This is a genomic window from Myxacorys almedinensis A (genome assembly GCF_010091945.1).
Lineage (GTDB): Bacteria > Cyanobacteriota > Cyanobacteriia > Leptolyngbyales > Leptolyngbyaceae > Myxacorys > Myxacorys almedinensis.
Genome location: NZ_WVIE01000013.1, coordinates 70,084 through 95,780 on the forward strand (window position 1 = coordinate 70,084; position 25,697 = coordinate 95,780).

General features: G+C 49.4%; 24 protein-coding genes. 17 read left to right on the top strand and 7 right to left on the bottom strand.

The window, feature by feature from the left end; translation table 11 throughout:
* Positions 1-21: 21 nt before the first annotated feature.
* Positions 22-768, bottom strand: a complete 747-nt coding sequence (locus GS601_RS12625; protein WP_162423644.1) for an SIMPL domain-containing protein — start codon at positions 766-768, stop codon at positions 22-24.
* A gap of 182 nt (positions 769-950) precedes the next feature.
* Here GS601_RS12625 and GS601_RS12630 point away from each other — a divergent pair, with 182 nt between their 5' ends.
* The 8 genes from GS601_RS12630 to GS601_RS12665 all read left to right on the top strand — a co-directional run bounded on the left by GS601_RS12630 (position 951) and on the right by GS601_RS12665 (position 9,113).
* Positions 951-1,604, top strand: a complete 654-nt coding sequence (locus GS601_RS12630; protein ID WP_202925058.1) for an SRPBCC family protein — start codon at positions 951-953, stop codon at positions 1,602-1,604.
* Between the two features lie 98 nt (positions 1,605-1,702).
* On the top strand, positions 1,703-4,117 hold the full coding sequence (locus GS601_RS12635) for a M48 family metalloprotease (RefSeq protein WP_162423645.1): 2,415 nt from the start codon (positions 1,703-1,705) through the stop codon (positions 4,115-4,117).
* A 109-nt stretch (positions 4,118-4,226) separates the two neighbouring features.
* The gene (locus GS601_RS12640) at positions 4,227-4,439 is read left to right on the top strand and encodes a hypothetical protein (RefSeq protein WP_162423646.1); all 213 of its coding nucleotides are present in this window, start codon (positions 4,227-4,229) and stop codon (positions 4,437-4,439) included.
* 430 nt (positions 4,440-4,869) lie between these two features.
* Entirely contained in the window at positions 4,870-5,343 is a 474-nt protein-coding gene (locus GS601_RS12645) for an RNA recognition motif domain-containing protein (protein ID WP_162423647.1), read from the top strand.
* A gap of 211 nt (positions 5,344-5,554) precedes the next feature.
* Positions 5,555-6,904: a hypothetical protein gene (locus GS601_RS12650; protein ID WP_162423648.1), complete on the top strand. Its 1,350-nt coding sequence runs from the start codon at positions 5,555-5,557 to the stop codon at positions 6,902-6,904.
* 54 nt (positions 6,905-6,958) lie between these two features.
* Positions 6,959-7,174 (top strand): NAD(P)H-quinone oxidoreductase subunit O, encoded by a 216-nt coding sequence (gene ndhO / locus GS601_RS12655; protein WP_162423649.1) that lies wholly within the window; start codon positions 6,959-6,961, stop codon positions 7,172-7,174.
* Positions 7,175-7,377: 203 nt separating this feature from the next.
* Positions 7,378-8,331 (top strand): malate dehydrogenase, encoded by a 954-nt coding sequence (gene mdh, locus GS601_RS12660; RefSeq protein WP_202925059.1) that lies wholly within the window; start codon positions 7,378-7,380, stop codon positions 8,329-8,331.
* Between the two features lie 104 nt (positions 8,332-8,435).
* The gene (locus GS601_RS12665) at positions 8,436-9,113 is read left to right on the top strand and encodes a hypothetical protein (protein ID WP_162423651.1); all 678 of its coding nucleotides are present in this window, start codon (positions 8,436-8,438) and stop codon (positions 9,111-9,113) included.
* A 253-nt stretch (positions 9,114-9,366) separates the two neighbouring features.
* Here the strand turns inward: GS601_RS12665 and GS601_RS12670 are convergent, their stop codons facing one another.
* Entirely contained in the window at positions 9,367-11,364 is a 1,998-nt protein-coding gene (locus GS601_RS12670) for a protein kinase domain-containing protein (protein WP_162423652.1), read from the bottom strand.
* 237 nt (positions 11,365-11,601) lie between these two features.
* Between GS601_RS12670 and GS601_RS12675 the strand changes: the two genes are divergently transcribed.
* The 3 genes from GS601_RS12675 to GS601_RS12685 all read left to right on the top strand — a co-directional run bounded on the left by GS601_RS12675 (position 11,602) and on the right by GS601_RS12685 (position 13,660).
* The gene (locus GS601_RS12675; protein WP_162423653.1) at positions 11,602-11,859 is read left to right on the top strand and encodes a MoaD/ThiS family protein; all 258 of its coding nucleotides are present in this window, start codon (positions 11,602-11,604) and stop codon (positions 11,857-11,859) included.
* 147 nt (positions 11,860-12,006) lie between these two features.
* Complete coding sequence (gene thrC / locus GS601_RS12680; RefSeq protein WP_162423654.1) at positions 12,007-13,314, top strand: threonine synthase; 1,308 nt, start codon at positions 12,007-12,009, stop codon at positions 13,312-13,314.
* A 73-nt stretch (positions 13,315-13,387) separates the two neighbouring features.
* Complete coding sequence (locus GS601_RS12685; protein WP_162423655.1) at positions 13,388-13,660, top strand: MoaD/ThiS family protein; 273 nt, start codon at positions 13,388-13,390, stop codon at positions 13,658-13,660.
* A gap of 472 nt (positions 13,661-14,132) precedes the next feature.
* On the opposite strand, the gene GS601_RS23615 is transcribed toward GS601_RS12685, so the two are convergent.
* Positions 14,133-14,267 carry a hypothetical protein gene (locus GS601_RS23615; protein ID WP_274381979.1) on the bottom strand — a complete coding sequence of 45 codons (135 nt, stop codon included), beginning with the start codon at positions 14,265-14,267 and terminating at the stop codon, positions 14,133-14,135.
* Positions 14,268-14,356: 89 nt separating this feature from the next.
* Positions 14,357-15,232 carry a PHP domain-containing protein gene (locus tag GS601_RS12690; RefSeq protein ID WP_162423656.1) on the bottom strand — a complete coding sequence of 292 codons (876 nt, stop codon included), beginning with the start codon at positions 15,230-15,232 and terminating at the stop codon, positions 14,357-14,359.
* 258 nt (positions 15,233-15,490) lie between these two features.
* Between GS601_RS12690 and GS601_RS12695 the strand changes: the two genes are divergently transcribed.
* The 4 genes from GS601_RS12695 to GS601_RS12710 all read left to right on the top strand — a co-directional run bounded on the left by GS601_RS12695 (position 15,491) and on the right by GS601_RS12710 (position 20,562).
* Complete coding sequence (locus GS601_RS12695) at positions 15,491-15,940, top strand: DUF4870 domain-containing protein (RefSeq protein ID WP_162423657.1); 450 nt, start codon at positions 15,491-15,493, stop codon at positions 15,938-15,940.
* 52 nt (positions 15,941-15,992) lie between these two features.
* A complete protein-coding gene (locus GS601_RS12700) occupies positions 15,993-17,096 on the top strand; it encodes a Gfo/Idh/MocA family protein (RefSeq protein ID WP_202925060.1) in 1,104 nt (367 codons plus the stop codon).
* A gap of 571 nt (positions 17,097-17,667) precedes the next feature.
* A complete protein-coding gene (locus GS601_RS12705; RefSeq protein WP_238393244.1) occupies positions 17,668-18,453 on the top strand; it encodes an RNA polymerase sigma factor SigF in 786 nt (261 codons plus the stop codon).
* A gap of 387 nt (positions 18,454-18,840) precedes the next feature.
* The gene (locus GS601_RS12710; protein ID WP_162423659.1) at positions 18,841-20,562 is read left to right on the top strand and encodes a mechanosensitive ion channel family protein; all 1,722 of its coding nucleotides are present in this window, start codon (positions 18,841-18,843) and stop codon (positions 20,560-20,562) included.
* Positions 20,563-20,902: 340 nt separating this feature from the next.
* Here GS601_RS12710 and GS601_RS12715 read toward each other — a convergent pair whose 3' ends face one another.
* Positions 20,903-21,883 (bottom strand): S-layer homology domain-containing protein, encoded by a 981-nt coding sequence (locus tag GS601_RS12715; RefSeq protein WP_162423661.1) that lies wholly within the window; start codon positions 21,881-21,883, stop codon positions 20,903-20,905.
* Between the two features lie 534 nt (positions 21,884-22,417).
* Between GS601_RS12715 and GS601_RS12720 the strand changes: the two genes are divergently transcribed.
* Complete coding sequence (locus tag GS601_RS12720) at positions 22,418-22,987, top strand: HdeD family acid-resistance protein (protein ID WP_162423662.1); 570 nt, start codon at positions 22,418-22,420, stop codon at positions 22,985-22,987.
* Positions 22,988-23,102: 115 nt separating this feature from the next.
* On the top strand, positions 23,103-24,278 hold the full coding sequence (locus GS601_RS12725; RefSeq protein WP_162423663.1) for a hypothetical protein: 1,176 nt from the start codon (positions 23,103-23,105) through the stop codon (positions 24,276-24,278).
* Positions 24,279-24,367: 89 nt separating this feature from the next.
* Here the strand turns inward: GS601_RS12725 and GS601_RS12730 are convergent, their stop codons facing one another.
* Both GS601_RS12730 and GS601_RS22930 read right to left on the bottom strand, forming a co-directional pair.
* On the bottom strand, positions 24,368-24,904 hold the full coding sequence (locus tag GS601_RS12730) for a glycosyltransferase family 2 protein (protein ID WP_162423664.1): 537 nt from the start codon (positions 24,902-24,904) through the stop codon (positions 24,368-24,370).
* 540 nt (positions 24,905-25,444) lie between these two features.
* A complete protein-coding gene (locus GS601_RS22930) occupies positions 25,445-25,588 on the bottom strand; it encodes a hypothetical protein (RefSeq protein WP_202925061.1) in 144 nt (47 codons plus the stop codon).
* Between the last annotated feature and the right edge of the window lie 109 nt (positions 25,589-25,697).

Below are 25,697 nucleotides of genomic sequence, written 5' to 3' on the forward strand. Positions count from 1 at the left end.
CTGACAGTCTTAGCTTAATTTTTAGTAGCTAAATTGTAATGTGACAGAGCCTTCCACTCGTTGTTCACCGCCAATCACGGGGGTGGGAGCATCTGCCGCGCTTTGTTTCGCGAACCGTTCTGCCTGGATCACAATCGGGGCGGGGGGTGTAGCCCCGTTGATTTGGACGCTAACAATCTCTTTTTGGGTTAAATTAAGCGCACCAAACACAGTGTCGGCTTGTGCTTGAGCCTCTTGAATGGCGTTGCGGAGGGCTTGTTTTTGAGCGGTTGCGATCGCAGCATCGGTCGCTACAAAACTGACGCCATCGATGCGGCTGGCTCCTGCTTTGACGGCATCATCTAACAGCGTTCCTGCGCTTTCTGTAGGCACTCGAAAACTGACGATGTTGGAGGCGGAATAGCCCGTCAGCGTTTGGGTGTTGTTGGCATAGCTGTAGACGGGATTGAGATTAATTCCGGTGGTTTCGAGTTTGTCTACCTTGCGCGATCGCAGCAACGACACGACCGAATTTGATCGCCGCGACACTTCTTGCTGCACTGCATTGGCTGTTTTTCCTTGAGCCTCGACCCCCAAACGCACCTGAGTCAACGTGGTTTGAATCTCTTCAAATCCTCGTCCTGTTACGGTTAGTGTTTTCAGCATTTTTTCTTGCGCGATCGCAGGACTAACTAACGCAGGAGTCACAATGGTGGCTCCGACTATTCCAAGCATCAGGGGTAGGGCTTTGAATCGATTCCATCGTTTTGATTGGGTTAAGCTCATCATCTTTAGAGTCCTCACAGGGTTTGGATAAGGTTGGATGTCATTACTGTGCCATTGAATCATTGCGATCGTGTTTTTGGTTACATTTTTCGCAACTTCTAACGTGCAACGATTCCCAAGCGGGTTGACCGAACACCGTATGATACAAAACGGTTACTAGATTGCTATCTGTGCAGGATATGAAAATGCAACGCTTCCAATCTCAATTTTTAGTCGTTTGGTTGAGTGTAATGGCGTGGGGTTTGGCAGAGCCGATCGCAACGTTCCCATCTCGGTCTCCTGCGGCTGCACAGCTATTTAACAGCGCCATCGATCAACTCCCCCCAGAGCAACGAGTAACGCTGAGGAGTGGGCAGCCGTTGGTGACGGGTGAGAAGGGTCGATATACGGCAAGGGTGCTGATTCCGACCTCATCTGATATTGCCTGGTCGGTGCTGACTGACTACGGCAACCTTTCTAAATTCATGCCGAACGTCACATCGAGCAAAATTTTATCGGCAAACGGAAACCAGAAAGTTGTAGAGCAGGTGGATACTCGCCAGGTGTTTTTCCTGAGCGTCACCTCTCGCATCCGGTCTGCCATTACCGAGAAGGCAAAGAGCCGGATTGACTTCCGCCAAGTCGAGGGCGATCTTCAAAGCCTGCAAGGGTACTGGAAAATTGAAGCGATCGCACCCTACGCAGGCGCAAAGCCGACTCAGGTTCTCATTACTCAAGTGGTCGAAGCCCAACCCAACGCCTCAACGCCCAAAGGAATTTTCTACGGCATTTTCAAAGAGTCTCTCGGAGAAGCCATGAGTGCGATCGAGCGAGAAGCCCTCCGTCGGGGTCGCTCATAAGGGACGAGCACAACATTTGCAACGGCAACTTTCAACGATAAATTCAAGCGACCTATTCTTTCGCGGGTATCCTGGAAGCGCTGTGTCTAACATTACCTATGTCAGCGTTTCCCGATCCGGCGTTTGATGCCTCTGCTTTGGAGATAGGTCTCAACGCCATCAAGCAGAAGAACGATCAAGCCGCGATCGCAGCCCTAGAGCAATACTTAGCTTCTAATGTTGCAGATGGCACTCCCAATGCCATAAAAGCTCAGATGGGGCTAGTGGTGGTGTATGCTCGCTGCGATCGCCAGAAAGATGCGATCGCGCTGTGCCACCGTCTAGGTCACAGCCAAAACCGCAAGGTGCAAAGTTGGGCAGCCCAGATGCTGAACGACCTCAGCCCTAAAACAATCGACAAAACCACTGACACTGAAACCGGGTTTACTCCTCTAGACTCTGTTTCCCCATCTCCCCGTCGCTCCTTCCGCCTTTCTTCGCCATCGTCTCCCGATCTGGCTTGCCCCCCATCGTCTAGTCTGTCGGAAACGGGTTCTGTCACCGAACCGCCCCTAGTCATGCCTCCCGACAATTTTTCCCCTGCCACCGCCGATCTCAACCCTTCTTCGTCTCGCCGCCGATCGGAGCATTCCCTTGCCGCCTCGCCCAGTGATCCTCCAGCCTCAGATTGGCGCAATGCTGGACGTGCCCAACGCTGGCAGCCTCTGAGCAAGCTCAATCCTGCTCGGTTGCAATGGGCAGAAATGGGTACGATCGCGGCTCTGCTGTTCCTGATTTGCGGCTTGTTTGCGTCGCTCAGTGCGGTTCAAGTCTTCTGGCTGCGCTTTGCCACAAAATATCTTAAGTGGTCTGCTTTCATTCCGTCGATCAGCGCGCCGTTTGGGTGGGTGGCTTTGGGACTCGTGGGACTGTTCATCGCGTCTCCGTGGATTTTAGAAGCGTTGTTGCACACGTTCTACGGCATGCGATCGCTGTCAACATTTTCTCTAGCCCAATCCAGCGCTGAAGCTCACCGATTACTGTCTCGCGTGTGTCAACAGCAGCAGATTCCCCTGCCAAACCTGCGCCTTTTGCCGACCTCAGCGCCTTTAGCGTTTACCTACGGTTGTCATCCTAAACTGGCGCGCATTGTTGTCAGCCAGGGCTTGCTCGACCAGCTAGAAGACGATGAAATCGCCGCAATTTACGCCGGGGAACTTGCCCATATAACTAACTGGAGTTTCTCGTTTTTGTCGCTGGTTGCGGTTGCGATCGGGCTGCCCTACATGCTGTATTGGCAATCAGCACGGTTGAGCGATTGGATGCACGATCGCGCGATCGCACGCCGGAATACGTATCCGTGGATCGCCCTGCCGTTGACGATCGCAGCAACCACCGTCGCGATCGCATCTGTCCTCAGCTACGGCATTTTCCGAGGGTTGCGCTGGTCAGGATTGTGGCTTTCTAAAGAACGGACTCGCTACAGCGATCGCGCTGCCTGCACTCTGACGGGCAACCCTAATGGACTGGCGCGGGCACTGCTGAAAAGCGCGATCGCTACCCATCAGACGATCCGCCACGAGCAGAAAACAAATTACTGGCTCGAAGGCTTGGAACTATTGGCTCCTGTAGGCTATCGCACGGCTTTGCACGTTGGCAATCTCTGGGAGCAGGGTTCGCAACGGGTGCCAGCGCCATGGTCTAGAGCGTCGTTGCTGTGCTGGGATCAGATGAATCTTGATCGCCATTGGTTGGTGCTAAACAACTCTCATCCGCTGATGGGGGAGCGCTTGCGGCAGTTGATGGAGTACGCTCGATTGTGGCAGCTAGAACCCGAAGTCGAGCTTGAATTAGCTTCTGCATCGATCGGAAAACGTGGCTCGGCAGGAAAACGGCGAGTTTGGCTGCAAGGTGCGCCCCTAGGCGGAGCCGCAATTGGGTCTGCGATCGCACTGCTGCTTTGGCTGATCGCCCATGCCACCTATCGGTTAGGGCATCAACACCTCAACTGGCTAGCCACAGACTACACGCTGTTCTTTGGCTTTGCTCTGATGGGGTTTGGCATCGGCACAATTCTACGATTCAACTCATTTTTTCCAGACCTTCAACGGCTTCAAAATCAATCGATCTCTAGCTCAAAACCGTCATCTTTATTAGATTTGATGGCGCTGCCCGACGCGGTTCCCACAGATAGCTATTTTATCCAGTGGGAAGGAACCCTGCTCGGACGCCCCGGAACAGGAAATTGGCTCGGTCAAGATTTAATGTTACACACCGCTCAGGGTTTGATTCCGCTTCACTACACGGCTCAACTCGGCGCGATCGCAGCGCTATTTCCCCAGCCGACTCGTCCTCAAGATTTGGTGCAGCAATCCGTCGTCATCACTGGTTGGTTTCGTCGGGGTGCAACGCCTTGGGTTGATGTAGACACGATCCAGACCTCTAAGGGGCGGAAGTGTCGAAGTGGTCATCAGGTGGGGTCTGCGGTTTTAGCTGCGATCGCAACTCTGCTCGGCATTCTGATTATTTTGTAGTCAGAATCTTGAGATCGCCCCAACCCATCGTTACAACTTTGTGAAGAATAGTTGCGCTTTCTTTGATAAAAACGTAATATTTCTTTACAGAAGTCTGATACTTTGGGACATGGCTCAGGTTAGTCCTCTGCGATTTAATTCGCTTACATGGTCTCGATATCAAGACACTTGGTATCAGAATCTTCTCCCAACACAGCAAATCAGCCAGTCGTTTTCTAGCGGCTGGCTTTTCTGCGATCGCAATCTTGCGGAATTTGGCAACGGCGGATGCTGTGGGGTTGTGTCTTGTCCCAATCGCACCATGTGGGTTAACTATCTGTAACAGTTGAAATCTATCCCAAGGCTGCTTTATTCACACATGATGCAATCCGAGTTAGAAACTCTGCTTTGAGGTGGAAATCCGATGCTAAAGCTACTGCGGGGTGGGTGAGCATGATACCTTTAGAAGTGGCATGAATATCCTGGGGACGCAACCTGCATGGGAGTGCAGAGGGCAATCCTCCAGTAGTGACCAAACACTCAGGTAGTCTCGCTCGATACTATTTCCGGTTTCTGACAAAATCTTTGGGAGATAGTGACCAAGCGATTTATTCAATCGACTATGTGTGCTGTTGTGGTTGGCGAGAGGAGGAATTTCGTGATTACGAGGTCTACCAAGTCTATCCTCAGCCAACAGCAAGGAAGTGTTATTAGCCAACGCGGCTCATTGGGTCGGCGCAGTGTATTAGGATCAATGTCTGGAGGTGTTGCGTATGTCAGTTCGTTTATATGTAGGCAATCTGCCTGAAGATCTCAGCAAACAAGAATTAGAAACAGTATTTGCCGATGCCGGTGAGGGTGTAACCGCGAAGATTATTACCGATCGCAAGACGGGCAAATGTCGCGGATTTGGGTTTGTCACCGTCAAGAGCGATGAGCAAGCCGATGAAGTGATTGAGAAATATAACGGCATGACAGTGAAGGAAAACGCCATCAAAATTGAGAAGGCGTTGCCCCGTGCCAAAGGTGAAGCTGAAGGCGGCTCTCCTGCTGGAAGCGCAGCGGTTACTAGTGGTGCAGCCCCTAGCGGTAAGCGCAAGAGTGCAGGTGCTGCTACTAATAGCGGCAACAAGTCTCGCCGTTCTGGTGGTGCTCCCGATTCCGATTCGGTGCAGCCTGATCCCCGTTGGGCACAAGATCTTGAGAAGCTGAAGCAGCTTTTAGCCGCTCAAACCAGCAATTCTTAACGAGTAGTTTTTACTCCGATCGCTCATGCTTGCGTAATCTGTCGCGCAGGTTTTGAGTCTTAATTTCAAACACCTACTGACCATAGGGATGAGCGTTTCATCTTTGAGGTCAGCAGGTGTTTATTTTTTGCCTAAATTTTGTGGAAACTGTTGAACTATGGTGCTTGCCAAAAGGGCATTCTAACGCATACAGGTCTACTCGATACAGGCAATGAAACGGCTAAATCAAGAAGCTTTTGACATTCTTCAGAGCGAAGTTCAGGTCTATGGAGAGCGCGATTTGGTATGGAAAGTTCAGCGAGAAATGGTACTTCGACGCTTGAAAAAGTTGACCCTTCAAGAGGGCATTCCTCTTTCTTATGCTGACATTCAGGAGGCGATCGTTGATCTACTCCCTGACTTCAAAGACAAAGCGCTTCGCTCTGCCGCGATCGCCAATCGTCCGCCTTCTCCGCGTGGGACAGGAATGAAGTTTGGCATCCCGTTTAAGGCACGATTGGCATTGATGGCGTTTGGCACAGCGATGGGTGGAGTCTTCATCGCTAATTTACCCTTTGCTTGGATTCGGTTACCGGTTGCCCAAGCGGCTCCTGTGCTCCTGACCCCAAGCTACATGAGTATGGATTATCACTACCGCCGCGCGATCGCATTGGTTGAGCAAGCCGATCAATTGGTCAATCAATCCACTGCGTTTGAAGATTTGGAGGTGGGCAGCAGCAAAGCGAAAGAGGCTCAACAGCATTTAGATGCTTTGCCCGTCTGGTTTCTGGGAAGCTATCCCACTGCCTATTGTCAGTGGTCTAACTGCTATTGGCGGTTCACCTACGATGAATTTCAGACGGCTCGCCAAGAGGTGGCTCGCATGGAGGCAAAGCTGTTTCAAGAACACAATGCTCATGCCAAGTTAGTTAAGGCAGATCAGGTCTTAGCAGACTCTATGCAAGCTATGCAGGCAGCGAAAGGCTCAGCGAAACGCAAAGCCAGTGCCGAGTGGCAAGGCGCGCTCGATCGCCTCGAACACATTCCGTCTCAAACGTTAGCAGGTCGAATTGCTGAAAAAAAATTGGTAGCGGCAAAGCGAGACTTTGAGCAAATAACCGGGTCAGAAGCCGCCCACACCCTCTCAGCAAATCTGATTGGCGCAGCAAAGCAATTTGCAACTGCTGCTCAGCACCCCGACCAAAAACCGCCCCATGATGCCTATCAACTTCGAGCGATTGAGGGGTTGTGGAACGATGCGATCGCACGGCTTGACAAAATTTCTGAACGCGATGCCGATTATCCTGAAGCTCAAAAATTATTGGTGACGTACAAAAAAGCATTAGCGAATGCCAAAATCCAACTTCAAACCGAAGCAGACTCTGCTCATGCCTACGCTCAGGCTCAACAGCTAACCCAGCAATTGATGACAAGCATGGAGAACCCGTTTACGACCGATCGCGCTCAAATTTCCAGTCGATTGCAGAAAATTATTCAGGAACTTGAAAAAGTAAAACAAGGCACAACAACTTACGCTGAGGCACAACTGCTGATGGAATCTGCCCAAAAACGACTGCATTAGCAGACGCTAACCGCCTAAAATGCTAGGTAACAACGCGTGATGCATGAGGTAGCTATGGCAGTTAAAAAAGGCGATATGGTGCGAGTGGTGCGAGAAAAGCTAGAAAATAGTCTAGAAGCAAAAGCCAGCGATCCTCTGTTTCCGTCCTACATTTTCGAGACCCAAGGCGAAGTGATCGACACCAAAGGCGACTATGCCTTCGTCAAGTTTGGAATTGTGCCTACACCCAACATTTGGCTCAAACTCGATCAACTCGAACCCTTTAAATAACAGTTGAGGACATGCTTGAGGGAGCGTGCGATCGCACTTAGGGGCAATCATGTTGTCAATCGCTTACAGGTTCAACCAATCGTTAAATTACCCCCGTTGAAACGTTCGCCCCCCGCAGTCAGACGGTAAACTTTTTGGCTAAACCCTTAAATTTCGTGAGGTAGGAGCAGTCGAAAATGCTCCCGCTTTGCACACTCAATATTATGGCGTCTTGTACTCAAGTCCGAGTGTCAGTGATTGGTGCAGGCAATGTTGGCAGTTCTCTTGCTCAACGCCTCGCCGAAAAAGATTTAGCCGATGTTGTCTTGCTCGATGTGCTGAGCGGTCGTCCTCAAGGGCTAGCGCTGGATCTGATGGAAGCGCGAGGGGTCGAACGGCACAATCGAGAGATTATTGGCACCACAGATTACGCAGACACTGCTAATTCGAGCGTTGTGGTGATTACCGCCGGAGTGCCTCGCAAACCGGGTATTAGCCGCGATGACTTGCTATTAACAAACGCCAAAATTGTTCGAGATACCGTAAAAGGTGCGATCGCCCACTCTCCCAATGCCGTTTTTATCATTGTGACCAATCCGTTGGATGTGATGACCTACCTTGCCTGGAAAACAAGTGGTCTTCCTACCCATCAAATCATGGGCATGGCAGGCGTTCTCGATTCTGCCCGATTTCAAACCTTTATCGCCATGGAACTGAACATTTCCGCCTCAGACATCCACGCCACTGTTTTAGGGGGGCACGGCGATCTGATGGTTCCCTTGCCCCGTTATTCTACCGTTAGCGGCATTCCCATCACCGAACTCATGGATCAAGCCACCTGCGATCGCTTGATCCAGCGCACTCGTAACGGAGGTGCAGAAATTGTCGAACTGATGCAAACCGGAAGCGCCTTTTTTGCACCTGCATCGTCTGCGTCGCTCATGGTAGAAGCTATTCTTCACAATCAGTCCCGGTTGCTGCCGGTTGCTGCCTATCTCCAAGGAGAATATGGGCTAGAGGATGTTTTCATTGGTGTTCCGTGTCGGATTGGCTGCCAGGGAATTGAGAGCATTCTAGAGATGAAGCTAACCGACTCAGAACGGGCTGCTCTCCACCGCTCGGCTCAGTCTGTGAGAGAAAACGTCGATCGCGCGATGAAATTGTTAGAAAACGCTTAAAAACACTCCCCAATTGTTCTCCAAGCCGTCTCTTAAGAAAGAGTCGCAACGCAGCGCAACACGGCACACTAGGCTCATGAAGACTCTTAACAGCGCACTCAGCCATGAGAAAACGGTGGATCGGTGGTCTGATCAGCTTATTAGGCATCACAACGGTAGGGTATGCTTATTCTCTCGTTGCTGCTACTCCAGAACAGGTACTGCTTCGCCCGTTTGCCTGCCCTGACCAACCCGATGTCGCGGCAAAGAATTTTCAAGTGCTGAGCGTCCGCAAGTGGGACAAGGGCGTTGTCGCGCTCTACCGAGGAGCCTGCCCTGCCCACACCAAGAGGCTTTCCAACGATCCAAACCGGGAAAAATTGGTGTTGAGTTACCGTGTGGTCAAGCGAACAGGTCGGGAATGGCACGCGATCGGTAGCGGCAATCATCACAGCACTGGCTCTCGATCGGCTTCAAAATTCATTGACTATGGCGTGGGTAAGACCTCAGAAAATCCTAAACACTCGCCAGACCTCCGCAGGGCAAATCAGTACGCGGTGTTCTTTGGAGAGGTCATTTCGCCTATGGTTTCTGCCGTTGAGGTGACTTTCAACAACGGCAAGATTTTGCGAGATAGCAGTACCGATGGCTTGTTTTTACTGGTGTCGTCAGGTGCATCACGAGTGTGCGATGTGCGCGTTCTAGGGGCTGATAATCAAATTTTGCAGCGCGATGAAATTGCACCTCCCACTGCCCAAATTTCCCAAAGCAACACCTGCCAGCCGATCTCTGGACGGTTGTGAGAGTTCTGACTATGGGGCGACCTAAAATCTGTCGTTATTGCTTTGGAACGCTACTAAGAGGCATCGATTTGTAGATATCGCACTTATTGCAGAGCCAGGGATGGCAAAAAGTTGACTGAGCGATCGCGCTGTCAATCGACCTCCACCCCCTCAAACCTTGGCTCCACACTAGACCGTTTGATGACTTTGAGCATTTGCTTAACGGTCGCTTGAGGGATACCAAAGCGGCGCTTAAAGTAGGCATCAGACCTACCTAGGATGACATTTGCCAGACTTTAATCGTGTTATCAGAACTACCGCTCACACAATAATTACCATCCGGGCTGGTCGCAACCGCATTAACGGAGTTTGCATGGTGGGCTAAGGTGCTGAGAACTTCCCCCGTTGCCAGGTTCCACACCTTCACGGTTTTATCGTTGCTGCCGCTGATCAGCGTTTTCCCGTTTGGGCTAATGGCGACCGAATTCACAATATCCAAATGTCCTGAGAGCGATCGCACGATGGCTCCTGTGGTGAGATCCCACACTTTGATCAGCTTATCTTTGCTGCCGCTAACGAGATATCGCCCGTTGGGGCTAATGGCAATCGACATCACAGAATTTTGATGCCCCGACAACGTTTGCAGCAATTGCCCTGTCACCAAGTTCCAGATTTTAATCTGGTTGTCGAGTCTTCCACTGGCAAGAATCTGACCATTGGGGCTAATTGCTACCGATCGCACCATGCCCGACATATCGGTATAGCTTCGCAGCAACTCGCCCGTTGCCAACCGCCACACACAAACGGTGCGATCGTCGCTGCCACTCGCAAAAAACTGACCATCAGGACTCACCGCCGCCGCATTCACATCCCGGCTATGCCCAGAGAGCGATCGCAGCAGTGCCCCATCGGTCATCCGCCAGAGTTTGATCGTGCCATCGTCGCTACCACTGATCACCACTTGCCCATTGGGGCTGTAAACCAAGGAGTTGACCGACTTGGTATGCCCTCTCAAGATGCCGAGCCGCTCACCGCTTGCCAGATCCCAAATCATAATCAGATCATCGAGGCTGCCACTCACTAGCGTCTTGCTGTCGGGGCTAATGGCTACTGACACCACCCATGAAGAATGCCCGGTTAGAGTATGGAGGCTTTTGTAAGTCTGCGCTGTCCCAAAGGGTGAAGGAGATGCGATCGCGCCGACGGGGCTGTGCAAAGCAACCGCAGGATGAGAAGGCGGCGAGGCTGAACCTCGATCCGCACTCCTTGAACGCGGCAATGTTGAGGGCAGCAGATCCGTCGGTGCTGACGGAGTGACCGAGGTAGAAGCAGCAACGGCTCCCCCCCGAAAGATCGGCGAAGCAACTGCCGGAGTCGAGAGCGCCATCCGCAAATCGCGCATAGCTTCATCTGCCGACTGGTAGCGATCGTTCACCAACTCTTTCAGCATCTTGTCGAGAATCTGCCCGATGCTGCCGCTCAGTGCTGCACCTCTCTCGGCTAGAGACTCTCGCCACATCCAACGCCCGCTCAAGGGATCGTACAGATCTTCTGGCTGCACCCCGGTCAGCAAATGCAAGCAGGTGACTGCCAAACTGTATAAGTCGCTGGCAGGGTAGGCTTTCCCGTTGCGGAGTTGCTCGACGGGTGCATAGCCCTCTGTGCCAATTTTTGTCCCTGGTTGAGTGGCGCTGTGCTCATTGAGCAATTTAGCGACTCCAAAATCAATCAGAACAAGCCGCCCATCGATGGCGCGACGGATAACATTGGCGGGGGTGATGTCGCGGTGAATCACATGGCGATCGTGGACAAATTTTAGCAGCGGCAAAAGTCGTACCAGCACCTCTCGGATCTTATGGTCGCCGAAGGTTCCCTGCTGCCGCAATTCTTGCGAGAGTGTTGCACCTTCGATAAATTGCTGAACCAGGTAAAGGCGCTGTTCGTGCTCAAAATAGGCGAGCAGGGTGGGAATGTGGGGATGTTCTCCCAACTCGTGGAGGCGGATGGCTTCTTGCTCAAATAATTTGACCGCTTTATCCAAAGCTTTTGCCCCTTTGAGTTGCGGCAAAAATTGTTTGATCACGCAGCGCATCCCCAGGCGATCGTCATCCACAGCTAAAAACGTTTTACCAAAGCCCCCTTGTCCTAAGGGTTGCACAATTCGGTATCGCCCTCGAATCAGCGCTAGAAGGGGGGTTCCGCAGCTTTGGCAGTTCTCCACCTCCTTCGGATTTTGCGGATTTAGGCAGTCAGGATTTAGGCAGTACAGCATACTCGCGGAGGCAGGAGGGTTTGGTTATAGGATTGAAGAGGCTGAAATCTGGGTGATGGTAACGCGATTGAGCTTAAGTTAACTAAGTCTTTAATCACAAAGTTACCCAAATCACAGTTACCCAAATCACAGTTACCCAAATCATGAACCGCAGTCTCTGCTTTGATGGCTGTTCTCTATCTTCTAATGTTGCTTTTGTCCGTGGATTTAAATAGTCAATTAGTCAATTCAAATGCTATGGCTGGTGTGATTACAATTACGGTCAAACTGTTTGCGGCTTATCAAGAAGCCTATGGAGTTTCAGAACTGCATCTCGATCTGCCTGAAGGAAGTACGGTTGCGATGGTGTGCGATCGCATCATTGGCGAGCGTCCTGAACTGGCTCCATGGCTGGATCTGACTCGGTTTGGAGTAAATCTACAGTTTGTTGAGCCGGATACTACTTTGCAGTCGGGCGATGAAGTGGTGCTGATTCCGCCTGTGAGTGGAGGGTAAGGCAAGATCCCGCCTGCTAAAATTTTGGTCAAATTCAATCCCGACTAAAAAAGTCGGCTATATTTGACTCGGTATTTTCCCCGTGCTAGGATTCAGCAAAATCGTAGAAACAAATAAAACCCTTGCATCGCTAAGGAAATTTCAGGCATGACTCAGGCAACCCAAGAGAAGGCAACGACTAGCGCAACCACTGCATTTCGAGCACTCCAGTGTAAAGAGTGTGGTGCCGAGTACGAACCCAAAGCAACGCACGTATGTGAATTGTGTTTTGGGCCTCTGGAAGTGAAGTATGACTACGACTTCTTACGCCGCACGGTGACTCGTGAAACGATTCAGGCGGGTCCTTTCTCGATTTGGCGCTATCGTCCCTTCTTGCCAGTCATGAGCGACAACCCGATCGATGTGGGAACGGGCATGACCCCGTTGCTGCAAGCCCATCGGTTGGCTCGTCGTTTGGGGCTGAAAAAGCTGTACATCAAAAACGATGCGGTGAATATGCCGACGCTGAGCTTTAAAGATCGGGTTGTGTCGGTGGCGTTGACTCGCGCACGGGAGCTAGGCTTCACCACGGTTTCTTGTGCCAGCACCGGAAATTTAGCCAACTCGACGGCTGCGATCGCGGCTCATGCCGGTCTTGACTGTTGCGTGTTTATCCCGTCTGACTTGGAAGCGGGTAAGGTGCTCGGAACGCTGATTTACAACCCCACCCTCATGGCGGTGCATGGCAATTACGATCAGGTGAATCGCCTCTGCTCTGAAGTGGCAAACACTCACGGTTGGGGCTTCGTCAACATCAATTTGCGCCCCTACTATTCTGAAGGCTCTAAGACCTTGGGCTACGAGGTGATTGAGCAACTGGGCTGGCAACTTCCCGATCACATCGTTGCGCCGTTGGCATCCGGTTCGCTGTTTACCAAAATTTACAAAGGCTTCCAAGAATTTGTGGAGGTTGGGTTAGTTGAGGGCAAGCCGGTTCGGTTTAGCGGTGCCCAGGCAGAAGGCTGTTCTCCCATTGCCCAAGCGTTTAGCGAAGGTCGCGACTTTATTTCCCCCGTCAAGCCCAATACGATCGCCAAGTCGCTGGCGATTGGCAACCCTGCTGATGGCGTTTACGCGATCGACATTGCCCACAAAACCAATGGCAATATCGAATCTGTCACCGATGCCGAGATTATCGAAGGCATGAAGCTTTTGGCTGAAACCGAAGGTATTTTTACCGAGACCGCAGGCGGAACGACGATCGCGACGCTTAAAAAACTGGTCGAAGCCGGTAAAATCGATCCGGATGAAACGACCGTGGTTTATATCACGGGAAATGGTTTGAAAACCCAAGAAGCGGTGCAAGGCTATGTGGGCGAACCTCTGACCATTGAGCCAAAACTGGAGAGCTTTGAGCGTGCTTTGGAGCGATCGCGCACATTAGATCGCCTAGAGTGGCAGCAAGTTTTAGTTTGACGGGATCAAACTCCTGACGGCTTCATTCGGTATGATTCAATTTCTGTAATTCAATCTTTCCTTCCTCCTAGTTATGGTCAAAGTTCTGATTCCGACACCCCTTCAAAAGCTAACGAACGATCAAGCCGTTGTAGACTGCAAGGGTCGCAACATTTCTGAGTTGCTAGAATCTCTAGAAAGCAGTTGCCCTGGTATCAAAGCGCGACTGTGCGACGACCAGGGGAAGCTCCGCCGCTTTGTGAACTTCTACGTCAACAGCGAAGATATTCGCTTTTTAGAAAACGAAAACACCAAGCTGAACGACGGGGACGAAGTGAGTATTATTCCTGCGATCGCGGGTGGCTAATCCGAAGTAGCTGAATTCCGGGTGGCTGTCCAACGATGGGGTTTGTGCTGCGAAGATAGCCTTCTTTGCAAAGCGAGGCGAAGATTTCCCTCTCCTGCCCCTCTAATCAATACAGTCTAAACAAAACAGTCTAAACAAACATCCCTCCATCTTCAACTTAAGGTGGAGGGATGTTTGCTGATTGCGAAACGACAAAAACAAAACGGGTTGAGAAGCGCCCTCTAAGACAAGGGATGTATCCGGAAACTATAGACTGAGACAAGTACGATCGACAAGACTGTACTTGCTTATCCTGACAATGCCATAGTAGAGGCTGAGCAGTGGCGCTTCATCCAAAGTTTCACTGTCAGTATAAACTTTGACGCCTTATGTGTAGGTTATGTGAAATTAAAAAGGAGCGTTCGGATTAGGTCATGCGGTGGGTGGGGCGACCCCATGGGTTCTGAGAAGAGCCGCTGCTTCTACCGATGCTTTAACGCTGGCTCAGATTGGCAATTTTGGGGAACTGCGAAGGGTTGGGGATGACAGGAGCCACACTCTCAAGGGCTGCCGGGTTGATATAAAAAGCCCCCAGCCGTAAAGCCAGGGGTGAATCATCAGGGTGCATCTACCATTCCTCTATACCTGGAGAGGTAGGAGGCATCCGGAGAAATTGTTCGAGTTTTTCGGTGAACATTCAACCTTAGGACAACACACCTAGGACAACACACCCGATGGAATAGTCGCCTGCGACTTGCTGTGCAACGCTTCAGAAGAGCGCACGGCTGCCATTTTAATCGGCTCTAGTAACTCTAGAGGAACCTGTAAACGGTTGAGTCCGCAATATTCGTCGCGTTTTGTCTCCCGACTTGGACCGTGATAGTCACTGCCGCCCGTCATCAGCAGATTATACTTAGCGCACAAGTTCTTGAGCTTATCCACCTGATACAACGTGTGGCTTGGATGATAGACCTCTATGCCCATGAGTCCAGCCTCTACAAGCTCAGGCAGCATTGTCTCTACCACCCCGCCCCGGAACAAATAAGGATGCGCCCACACCGAAACTGCCCCACACGATCGCAAAAGCTCAATTCCGTCTGCTGTGCCAAATTTCTCGTACTGCACAAACGCGGGTTTATCGTCGGCTAAAAAGCGATCGAACGCCTCCCTTGCCGATTCGACATACCCTGCCTTTACCATCAAGGATGCAATGTGAGGACGCCCTGCCGCCATGCCTTCTCCCATTTCAGACAGTTCTAACGGATAGCCCAGATCAGCCAGCTTTTTGACAATGGTTTGAGCGCGGCGCTTGCGTCCTTCTAGCCGTTCTGCCAATGGTAGAATCAAGCGTTCTCGATCGGGATAAAACCCCAGAATGTGCAGCGATCGCTCGTTATACACAGTACTCAGTTCTAGCCCTGGTACAATTTCTAGAGCCGCAGGAGCCGCATTTAGCGCCTCATCCCAGCCCGAAACGGTGTCATGATCGGTAATTGCCAATGCCTTGACGCCAGCGTTTACTGCTGCGTCTACCAGTTCTGTCGGCGTCAGCGTCCCATCAGAAAATGTTGTGTGACAGTGAAGTTCTAGCATGGTTCTAGGCTAACGTAACGTCAGTCCAATCGGGCTGTGATGGTTCAATTTGTTGCTCATCTGCCTGAAATCTAGTGGATTGTCAACTTCGAGTTGAGGGGTAAATAGGTGCATAAGTCGATGGATTAGATGACTAGACTCTCCCTCTCTCCGATGTTTTCTCATCTCAGTGATATATTTGCCATTAGTACCACCAATCGCACTTACGATGGGCACGCCATCCGCTACGCTTGGGTAGTTTTCTGCTAAAGATCAGCCATGAATCAATCGCTGCCCAAAAGTAGCCGGGTGTGGGGAATGGGATGCCACTTAGCAGGCACGATCGCCGCCCTCCTTGGAAGTTTGCTGCTGCTTCCCTTCTTCACGCTGTTCATTCCGTTTGTGGTTTGGCGAATGGGACGCGATCGCCATCCCTTTATTGACGAGCAGGGGCAAGCCGTCATGAATTTTTTGCTTTCGATGACGCTTTACGGCGTTGCAGCTAGTGTTTTATCAGCGTTTCTATTTTTAGCAACGTGTGGCATTGTGATGACAAATTCTAACAGTTCTGCTATTAACAATGCGCTGCTTTGGATGTTGTATATTTTTTCGTCTGGCATTGCTATTGTTGCTATCTTTCAGGTTGTCGTTACTGTGTTTGCTGCTGTTAAAGCGTTTAAGGGAGAATCTTATCGATATCCATTTGCGCTGAGATTCCTGGGCGGTTGATCGATATAATGAGCCGTAACTAGTCTTTTTCGAGCCTCAATTATTTATTATTATGTCTGACATTCGAGTTGCGATCGCAGGAACAGGAATCGGTCAAAAAGTCCATATTCCAGGCTTTCAATCCCATCCGCGTACTTGTGTAGTGGCGGTTTATCACCGTGACCTAGAAAAAGCAACTGCGATCGCGCAGGCTCACAATATCCCCCAAGCATATTCCATACTAGAGGAAATGGCTGCCCGATTAGATATTGATGCGGTCAGCATTTCAACGCCTCCGTTTTTGCACTACGAGATGGCAAAAATAGTGCTGAATGCAAACAAACATTTGTTATTAGAAAAGCCAACCGCATTAACCTACGCTGAGGCAAAGAAAATCCATACCTTAGCCCTCAGTAAACCCGTTGCCACAGCGATGAATTTTGAATTTCGCTTTGTTCCGGCATGGCAGTATTTAGCAGAACTGCTTGCTGAAGGTTATGTGGGGCAAAAACGATTGATCAAAATCGATTGGCTGGTGTCGAGCCGAGCGGATGCCAGCCGCCCATGGAATTGGTACGCTCGTAAAGATCAGGGCGGCGGCGTATTGGGCGCAATCGGCTCTCATGCCTTCGATTATGTGGCGTGGCTATTTGGCTCGGTAAAACGCCTCTCAACCCATTTGAGCACTTCAATTTCTGCCCGCCCCGATCCCGTCACCGGAACCCTCAAACCCGTTGATTCTGATGATACCTGCACCCTCATGATGGAATTGGCAGATGGAACGCCCTGTCAGATGTGCCTCAGTTCTGTCACGGTTCAGGGGCGGGGGCACTGGGTTGAAATTTACGGCGATCGCGGCACCCTCGTGTTGGGCAGCGACAACCAGAAAGACTATGTGCATGGCTTCAAACTGTGGGGCAGTCAGGGCGGCAAAGAGTTGAGCGAACTTGAGGTTCCCAAGCGGTTGGCGTTTCCTCAAGTGTTTACAGATGGGCGAATTGCGCCGTTTATTCAAGTGGTTGATCGGTGGATATCAAATATTGAGGCTGTGCGGAACGGGCATGCTCGGCAAGAATCGATGCCGCCATCTATCCGCGAAGGAATGGATTCTCAACTGCTGATGGATTTGGCTCGCGAGTCGAATGAAACCGGAACGTGGGTAACGGTTCCTCTCTAACCACAAGGCTATGTTTAGACACTTGATTTAGAGGGAGCTTGGCAATGTTAGGGGTATTATTCTGCTCGTTTGGTTCTTGTTTTTAAGTCATTTTCTGCTTTTCTTGCTCAAGAAAATCTTCTTAGATTAACCCTTATTCTTGGCTTGAGTTGCCATATTTTCAGTTTTCTTTTTTGTGTTTTTAGGAACATATAACACAGTAGAAAGGGTAGAAGTCCTTTCCTTATACTTAGAAAGAAACTTTTGAATCACTCACTTTTAAATAATTCAATAAATCGAAACTTTTTCTGATCATATTTCACTCCCACTTTCCTAAACCTCAAGCCTCAAATCCTTTGCCTGGCTTAAATTAGCTTCCTATTTAATCAATACTTTCATTTCATTTCAATGATCTGTATCACATACACAGAATGTTGAAAGCATCTCGCTGAAAAGGCAAACAGCTTTCCGTGTTTCTGCCGAACATACATAGAGGAACCTCTGATCACTACCGTGGATCGACGATGGTTTCTCTTGGGTCTTAAATCGACAATAAGTTCAACGCTGATGTGAAAGACGACCTTTACACAAGATGATGGCAACTCAATCTTCTCTCCGCTCCCGTGGCATGGAATTACTCGTCGCTTACCACCAAAACCCCTCGGTTCGTGTAAGAAACCAGTTAGTGCAAATGAATGCTGGCTTAGTTCGGAAAATTGCTCACCGGGTCAGCCACCAATGTGCCGAACCTTACGAAGACCTAGAGCAAATTGGGTATCTCGGTTTGATTCGCGCCATTGAGCGGTTTAACCCCAATCAAGGCTGTGCCTTTAGCTCGTTTGCGGTTCCTTATATCCGCGGTGAGATGCTTCACTTTCTGCGCGATCGCGCTGGTACAGTGAAAATTCCTCGCCGTTGGCAGCAACTTAATAAAGAAGGGCAACGGGTTCGCGAACAGCTATCAGAAGCGCACGGTCGCCAACCAACGGATGACGAGATCGCTACGGTGCTAGGTGTATCGCTCAACGAGTGGCGAGAAAGCAAGTTAGCCGCCAAAAACCGCCTACCCTTAAGTTTGGATGCTACGGTATGCCAACAGCTTGATTCTCCGATGACACTGGGTGACACGCTCCCCGATGCCCGATATCAAGCCCTGCAACATTTGGAAGAAGATCGCCAGCAGTTGCAGAAGGCGATGAACCAGTTGGAAGATAAGACTCGGCAAGCGATCGAATATGTTTTTTTGCATGACCTTTCGCGCAAAGAGGTTGCCGAACAGATCGGTGTTAGCCCGATGACGGTGACCCGTCGCATTCATCGAGGAATTCAGCAGATGGTTGGCCTACTTCAGCCTCAGGTGCTGCAATCTGATCCTTAAATTTACGGGCGAAGCGTTCTAGAAGAGCGGTTGCACGTATCCATCATCTAAAATCTATCGAGTTTTGCCGGATTGAAGATTCTTCAGTCCGGCTTCCTTTTTGTGGGCTTGCAGACTGAAGCATCTGTACGGAACAATGAAGTTATACCAGGAAGTCATACCCAATTGATTGTTCACGGCGACAGATCCTCGACCCCCCTGCCTACGGCATCCCCCCTGGGTCAGGAGCGATTTTCCGGCTCCTCTCCTGACTCAGGCGGGGTTGGGGGAGGTCGCACGTCTGTAGCATTTACAGATTAATTTGGTATCAGATCGGCGATCATGGCAAAACGGCATTGACAAAACGGAAGGATGAACGTGCAATTATTCAGGAAGGTGGGTAGGAAATTGGCTAGAAAACCGTGGCAGCATAGTCTCGTTGGTTATGTCGTTGGGTTAAGCCTAGTCCTATTTCTAAATCAGCCCGGCGTTGCACAAGAAGCTGTTTTGTCTAGCCCCAGCCCTTCTAGGCTGCCGCAACTAGAGCTACCCAGACAGTTGAGCAATTCACTGACGGCTGATGCATCTGTGCAAACGGGTGTAGTCCGCTTGGATGGTCGTCCCTTGTTGACGATCGCATCGCCTGTGGCTCGTGATGGCGCTCAATCGGATACGACAACGCTGCTCAATGTTCGTATTCAAGGCATCGAAGCCACCCTCAACCGAATTGCGACCCACGATCTCAACGAAGCTGAACTGAGCGTTACTTCATCGATCGATTCGAGTAGCAGCCTGCCGATCTTGTCCGTAAATACCCAGTATCTTATGACGGTGACAACGTTGGACGCTCAACTGCAAGGGCAAGAGCCGTCTGCCTATGCTGAGGAGTTGACCCAAATTATTCGAGCGGCATTGTTGCGATCGCGTCAAGAACGACAGCCCGAATTTTTAGGGCGGCAGGTGCTGGTTGCGCTTGGAATTTTGGCTGGCATGGCGGCAGCAAGTCGAATATTAGCTTACGTTCAGCGACGACTCAAAGAGCAGCGCGATCGCATCGAAGCTGAAATGCCAACCGTTTCGCCGACTCAAGATTTGCCTCCCCATCAAGTGCATTGGCTCGTCCAGCAACAGATGATAAAACGGCAACAGCGCAATTTCAAAGATGTGCAGCGTCGATTGTTAAAACTTGGGCATGTGGCTATCTGGAGCGGCGGCGGGTTTGCGCTATTGGGGCTATTTCCTTACACTCGGTGGCTGCAACCCATTGTGCTATCGACACCCCTAAAAGTAGGTGCGATCGTATTGCTCACTTACGTTCTCATGCGGGTTAGTGATATATTCATCGATCGCTTATTTCAGGTTTTGGAAAAGGGGGAGTTCCTTTCATCCGAGGATTCTCAGCGATTTTCGTTACGATTATCTACCTTTTCTAGAGTGGCAAAAAGCTTAGCTGTAATTATTCTATTTAGCATTTCTATTTTAGCTATTTTGTCATCTATTGGTATTGAAATTATTCCACTTCTTGCAGGTGCAGGAATTGTTGGCTTAGGTATTTCTTTAGCATCCCAAAGCTTGATCAAAGATATAATCAATGGCTTTCTAATTTTGTTGGAAGATCAGTATGCTGTAGGCGATGTTATTCAAGTTGGTCAAGTGAGCGGTTTAGTGGAATCGTTAAACTTGCGAATTACACAACTGCGTAATGCAGAAGGGCGATTAATTACGATTCCAAACAGCACAATCACTGTTGTAGAAAATTTATCTAAAGACTGGTCACGAGTTGATTTAGCAATTATTCTTTCATCTAGCACTAGCCTCGATCGCGCTTTGCCCTTGATTCAAGCCGTCGGCGATAATTTGCGGCGAGATCAAGTCTGGCAAGAGAAAATTATAGAACCGCCAGAAGTACTAGGTGTAGATGATCTCAGCAGTACAGGCGTCACAATTCGAGTGTGGATTAAAACGCAACCGTTAGAGCAATGGAATGTAGGACGAGAGTTTCGTCGTCGCTTAAAGCTAACTCTAGATGCAGAAGGAATTGAAATCGGAGTTCCCCAGCAAGTTTTGTCGCTCCATGAAAACTCTAAATACAAGAATTTTGAGCCTGAAAGTAGCCAAGATGAAAACTAAATTATTTAGCAAAATTTATCTAGCAAAAATGTTGAGTTATCAGAAACAGACAAAACCAATTAAAGGCATCAAATCGCCTGCACTACCTTCATCCAAGTCCTCTTGTAAGAGAGAATAAGAGACGAGTTCTGCGGGAAAAAGAGGGGCAAGGGGGTTGCTCCACTGAGTCTTGTCATTTGACCAGGGATTGAACCCCAACCATTCCCAATTTGGCAATCTTAAAAATCAGTTTCTTATCTGTTTTTATTACCAAGTATTGTCGTTGTAGCAAGATGCGATGATGGCAAATCAGCCTTCTTTTGCAGGTCTCAGGAACATGACCAAGACAGCGAAAAGCTGACTAATTCGCTTCGCGGTTGACAGCTTCACGATTGACAATGTATTGTGTCGCAGCTTGGTTTTGCGGTAGCGGCTCAATTTTGCCAATATTCACCAAAGCTTGATGAACAAAAGCAGCAACATCGCCTCGCGTTGCAGGCTGAGTTGGGTTTAGAACTCTGAGATTGGGATGATTAACCACAATGCCAGTGCGGGTTGCGTCAGCGACGCCTGGAGCAACGGCGGCGGGAATCCGATCGGCATCTGTGTAGTATTGGCTGAGAACCGTCGATGCGGCTTGCTGGTCATCCCCGGAACCGGTTGCAGTAGGAGAGTCTCCCTGGCTAGCTGACGGGCTTTCAGCCGGAGTAGGGCGTTGAGCAGCTTGAGATGGGCGGGCAGCTACGAAAGGCTGTAAGAGAGCCAGGGATGCCATAGGTAGGGCGATAGGTCGCCGAGCGGGGCGGCGAGCGGCAGAAGGTTGGGCGGCTCGGCTCGGAGCGGCGGCTTGTGTAGGTGCTGCTGTGCTTTGAAGGTCTAAGTTTTGTGCCAATGTTGCCAGTGCATCAGCCCGGCTTATAGGCTGCTGAGGGCGAAACTCGCCGCTAGGGGAAGCTCCCATAAATCCTGATTCATAAGCTTCTTCGATCGCGGGGGCTGCCCAACTTTCTTCTGGTACGTCCTTAAAGGCGCTGCCGCTTGGAATCTGGCGCTCTGCTGGCTGAGAAAAAGCTTGCCGAACAATGGCAGCAAATTCATTGCGAGCAACGGTGTTGTTGGGGCGATAGGTTCCGTCTGGGTAGCCTGCAACGATGTTACGTTCTGCCAATGCTGTAATGAAGGGTTGCGCCCAGTGGTTTGCGACATCTGGAAAATTATTTGCTGCATTTTGAGCAATAGCTGAGCGATCGCTGGAGGGGGCAATAGCTGCGATCGCGCCTACGAGCAACCCAGCACTCAGTAAGGATACTCTAACAATTGACTGACGAGAGGGCTTAGCCATGGAACATTTTCCTTGGGTAATGGTTTAACTTGCTTCTCCGAACTTACTGTTTTTTTTGTTTCACTTTCTCCATCAAATGGTATAACCTCCTCTCTGGATGATGGTGAGAACAGCTTGCCTTTATTTCTTATCACTTTAGAACCATTCAGAACCATTGAGCCGAACCCGACTAAGCACGCCCGTTCAAGCCCAGCCGATCAGGAAACAGTGCTTAAGTTTCTCATTTTCTAATTTCGCTTTCAGGAAATTAATCCCGCTGGTTTGTGTCTTCAGATAGAGGCAAACCCAGGAAAAGATCTACTAAAAGATAGCCAATCTTTTGAAATATTGAAAGATTCAACTGTTGTAACGATCGGGTTAGAAATTCGGTATTGCTGTATCGGAGTATGAAGAGCTATTTTTCGGGGTCTTGTGTAGTTCGAGACCTACGAATTTTTCAAAAGTCTGAATGATCCCAGCGTTCATTTCTAGATGCTGTAATACCATACATCTATCCGGATTTTCTGTTTGAAAAATCTTTAGGCTCTACATAATATGCGGCAAGATATTGATCCCATTAAGTTAGGAAGGCGGCTATCTCGAAATTGGTGGACGTTGGTTTTGAGAGGTGCGATCGCAGTTCTGTTTGGTCTTTTTGCTCTGTTCTTACCTGGAATTACCCTTACCTCGCTGGTGTTTTTGTTTGGTGCATTTGCCCTCGGTGGTGGCATTCTTTTAATTATTTCGGCATTTCGCGATCGCGTGCGAGGGGCAAGCGGATGGGTGCTTTTATTAAATGGTGTTATCAGTGTTGCTATTGGTGTTCTCGCATTTATCTATCCAGGTCTCACGGCTCTATCGCTGCTATATTTGATCGCTGCTTGGGCAGTAGTGACCGGCATTTTTGAAATTATTGCTGCGATTCAACTGCGTGAGGAAATTTCAACAGAATGGTTACTTGCGATCGCAGGGATTGCCTCGATCGCCTTTGGTATTTTACTCGCAGTTTATCCAGGTGCAGGGGCATTAGCATTGGTTTGGATTATTGCAGGTTATGCTTTATTTTTTGGCATCTTGCTCATGATTTTGGGCTTTCGTTTACGAAATTGGCGTGGGCAAGAATGAGCTATTAGAAATCTTAGTATTTAGCGAACTATTTATGTCCACAGCAATATTGATAATTAAGTTTTAGTATTTACAATATTGGTATTAATAATCAATATTATCTATACATAACGTTATGTCGAACGATTCATCTCAGTCCGCTTCAGATCAGCCTCAACCAGAACTGTCTCAGACCCCCTCAGACCTGGGTGCAGTCAGAAAGCGCAAAACCCATCTGTTGGGTGGAGTTGCAGAGACAGCGCTTAAAACTGGAGAAGGCGCAATCGGGGCTGCTCTTTGGCTGGGTAATATTGTCACAAAACAAATGGTTCGCCTGATTGGAACCGCCACCCAAGGAGCCGGAGAAGCAGTTGGGTTTGTTGGAAATCTACCGCTGCTAAGAAACCCAATTGTGAAGCGGTTGGCCGGGGTTTTAAAGCTCGACTGGTTGACGGGAATGAGCGATCGCGTAGACACTACCAAAGCCGAAGCGGCGGTCAGGGAATTTCAACGCAAGTACCCGGATGAATCTCCTAGCCAAATCACCCATCGGTTGATGGTAAAAAAGGCATTTCAAGCAGGAAGTTCGGGCTTTGTCACCAGTATGTTGCCAGGGTTTGCAACCGCCCTTCTCGCTCTTGATTTAGCCGCCACAACCGCACTGCAAACCGAGTTGGTTTATGAAATTGCCGCTGCTTATGGATTAGATTTGCAGGACTCTGCTCGTAAAGGCGAGGTGTTGGCAATCTTTGGGCTGGCAGTTGGGGGCGGCAACGCCCTAAAAGCAGGGCTAGGATTTCTCCGCAACATCCCTTTAGCAGGTGCCATGATCGGCGCAAGTACCAATGCTACGATGCTCTATTCACTCGGTTATGCAGCAAGTCAGTTTTATGAAGCTAAGCTTCGAGACGGATCTCAAGAACCCAGCACAGAAGCCTTAGAAGCGATTCAGCAGCGGAGCGAGCAGTATTTGAGTGTTGCGATCGCCCAGCAGGCAGTCATGGATCAGATTTTGGTGCACATGATTTTGGCAAGCTATCCCGAAAAAAGCTGGGAAGATATTTTGCCAGAGCTTAGAAAAATGCAGATCGAGCAAGATTCGTTGAATGGGATTGCGGCAAATATTAAAGCCCCGCAACCGTTGTCTACATTGGTGGATCAACTAAACTGCGACTTCGCGATCCCTCTATTGGCTCAGTGCCGTCGCATTGCTCAAAGCAACGATGCCATCTCAGCGCAGGCAGCAAAGGTGTTAACAGCGATCGAAGAAAAGTGTGATGCAGACGACCTTTTGGAGAGTTTGGAACCCTAGCTCTGAGCGGTTCCCTAATTAGGAACCCACTTGAAAACTAAACAGACAAAACCAAACAGGTAGCGATCGCTATCACAAGCGATGAGAAATCAGTTCTCATTAGAGGATTCGTTTAATCGCTCAGAGAGCCATTCTTGCGGCTCTTGCTCTATCATTATGCTGTTGACAGAGAGCAATGGTGTTTCTGGAGCCTCATCTAAATGCGGAAACCGAATGGGCTGGTCAACATATCGATGGGTGCATTGGTTGAAGTTGCCACAGCAATTCTTTGAGAATTTCTCTCTTGAGCCGTGAATTAGGTTAACGTAGTGTTCTAAAAAATGCGGAACGACAGCTTCTTCAAAGGTGATGAACTTGAAGTAATCTCCAGTTGCTAAATCGAGAATGCGGTTCCGGTTCCAAAGCTCTTGCTGTGCCTGTGGGCATCGGTAATATCGAATTCGAGAATCTTTTGAAGCGTAGGTCTTACCAATTGTTTCTGTTTGATCGGTTGATGCATTATCTAAGATAATCAATTCAAAATTCTCAAATCCTTGAGACAAAATTGAGTCGAGCAAGGTTTGCAGTAGATAACCGCCGTTTTGCACTGTGAGTCCTAAGCTAATAAGAGGCTGGAATGCGATCATCTGATCCTCCCTGTTAATTAATGCGGTAGCGTTTATTAATGCAGACTGGAATCGTTAACGGTTTTGTCGTTATACAAAAAGTTCTACAGTCTCAAGTGAATCAATCTATAAGGGGCTGTGGTGCTAATGCTGCGCCTCAAAAAACTGGTTAAAACAATAGCGTAAAAGCACTAAACCAAAGGCGTCGGATCGGCAACACTACACCTTTAGAAACATAAAAGTAAAGCGATATTGCAATGCTAAAGCAAACCATTAGAGCATCAAAGTTGCACCAATGCTAGAAATCTACTGCTCAGGGCAACCAACACTAAAAATCGCTGATTTATGTTAGATGGAGCGAGGTAAACACTACCTATTCCCAATGGCAGAAACTCTACGCCAATTCTGGGGAAGAATTTGCTGGCTACAAATTCAACGTATGGCTGCGTTAAACCCAATTCAAAACTAATTCTTGAGATCCTCTCCGAAAAAGATTAAATGACTGCACTTGAGATCCCATTATCACCGTTGGGTTGGTAGGGAATGAAGCGAGGCAGGCATTTACGGGGGAGTCAAGCCTCCAGGAATTCGCACGGCTGCAACATACTGTAGTGCCACTTTGGATCTAACGAACAGCTTGCCCCGCAGCAGCGTTTGCTGCCCATGAGAGGGGAAATCTACCCGTAATGAATCCAGTAAGAGCATAAGTCTAAAAAGTTTGAAACAGCAGGCAGAGCATTCTGCATATACTACAATTACCGCCACAGTCACCGCAATCAAATTATCGCAATTTATCTTTATATTTCCTTCCAAC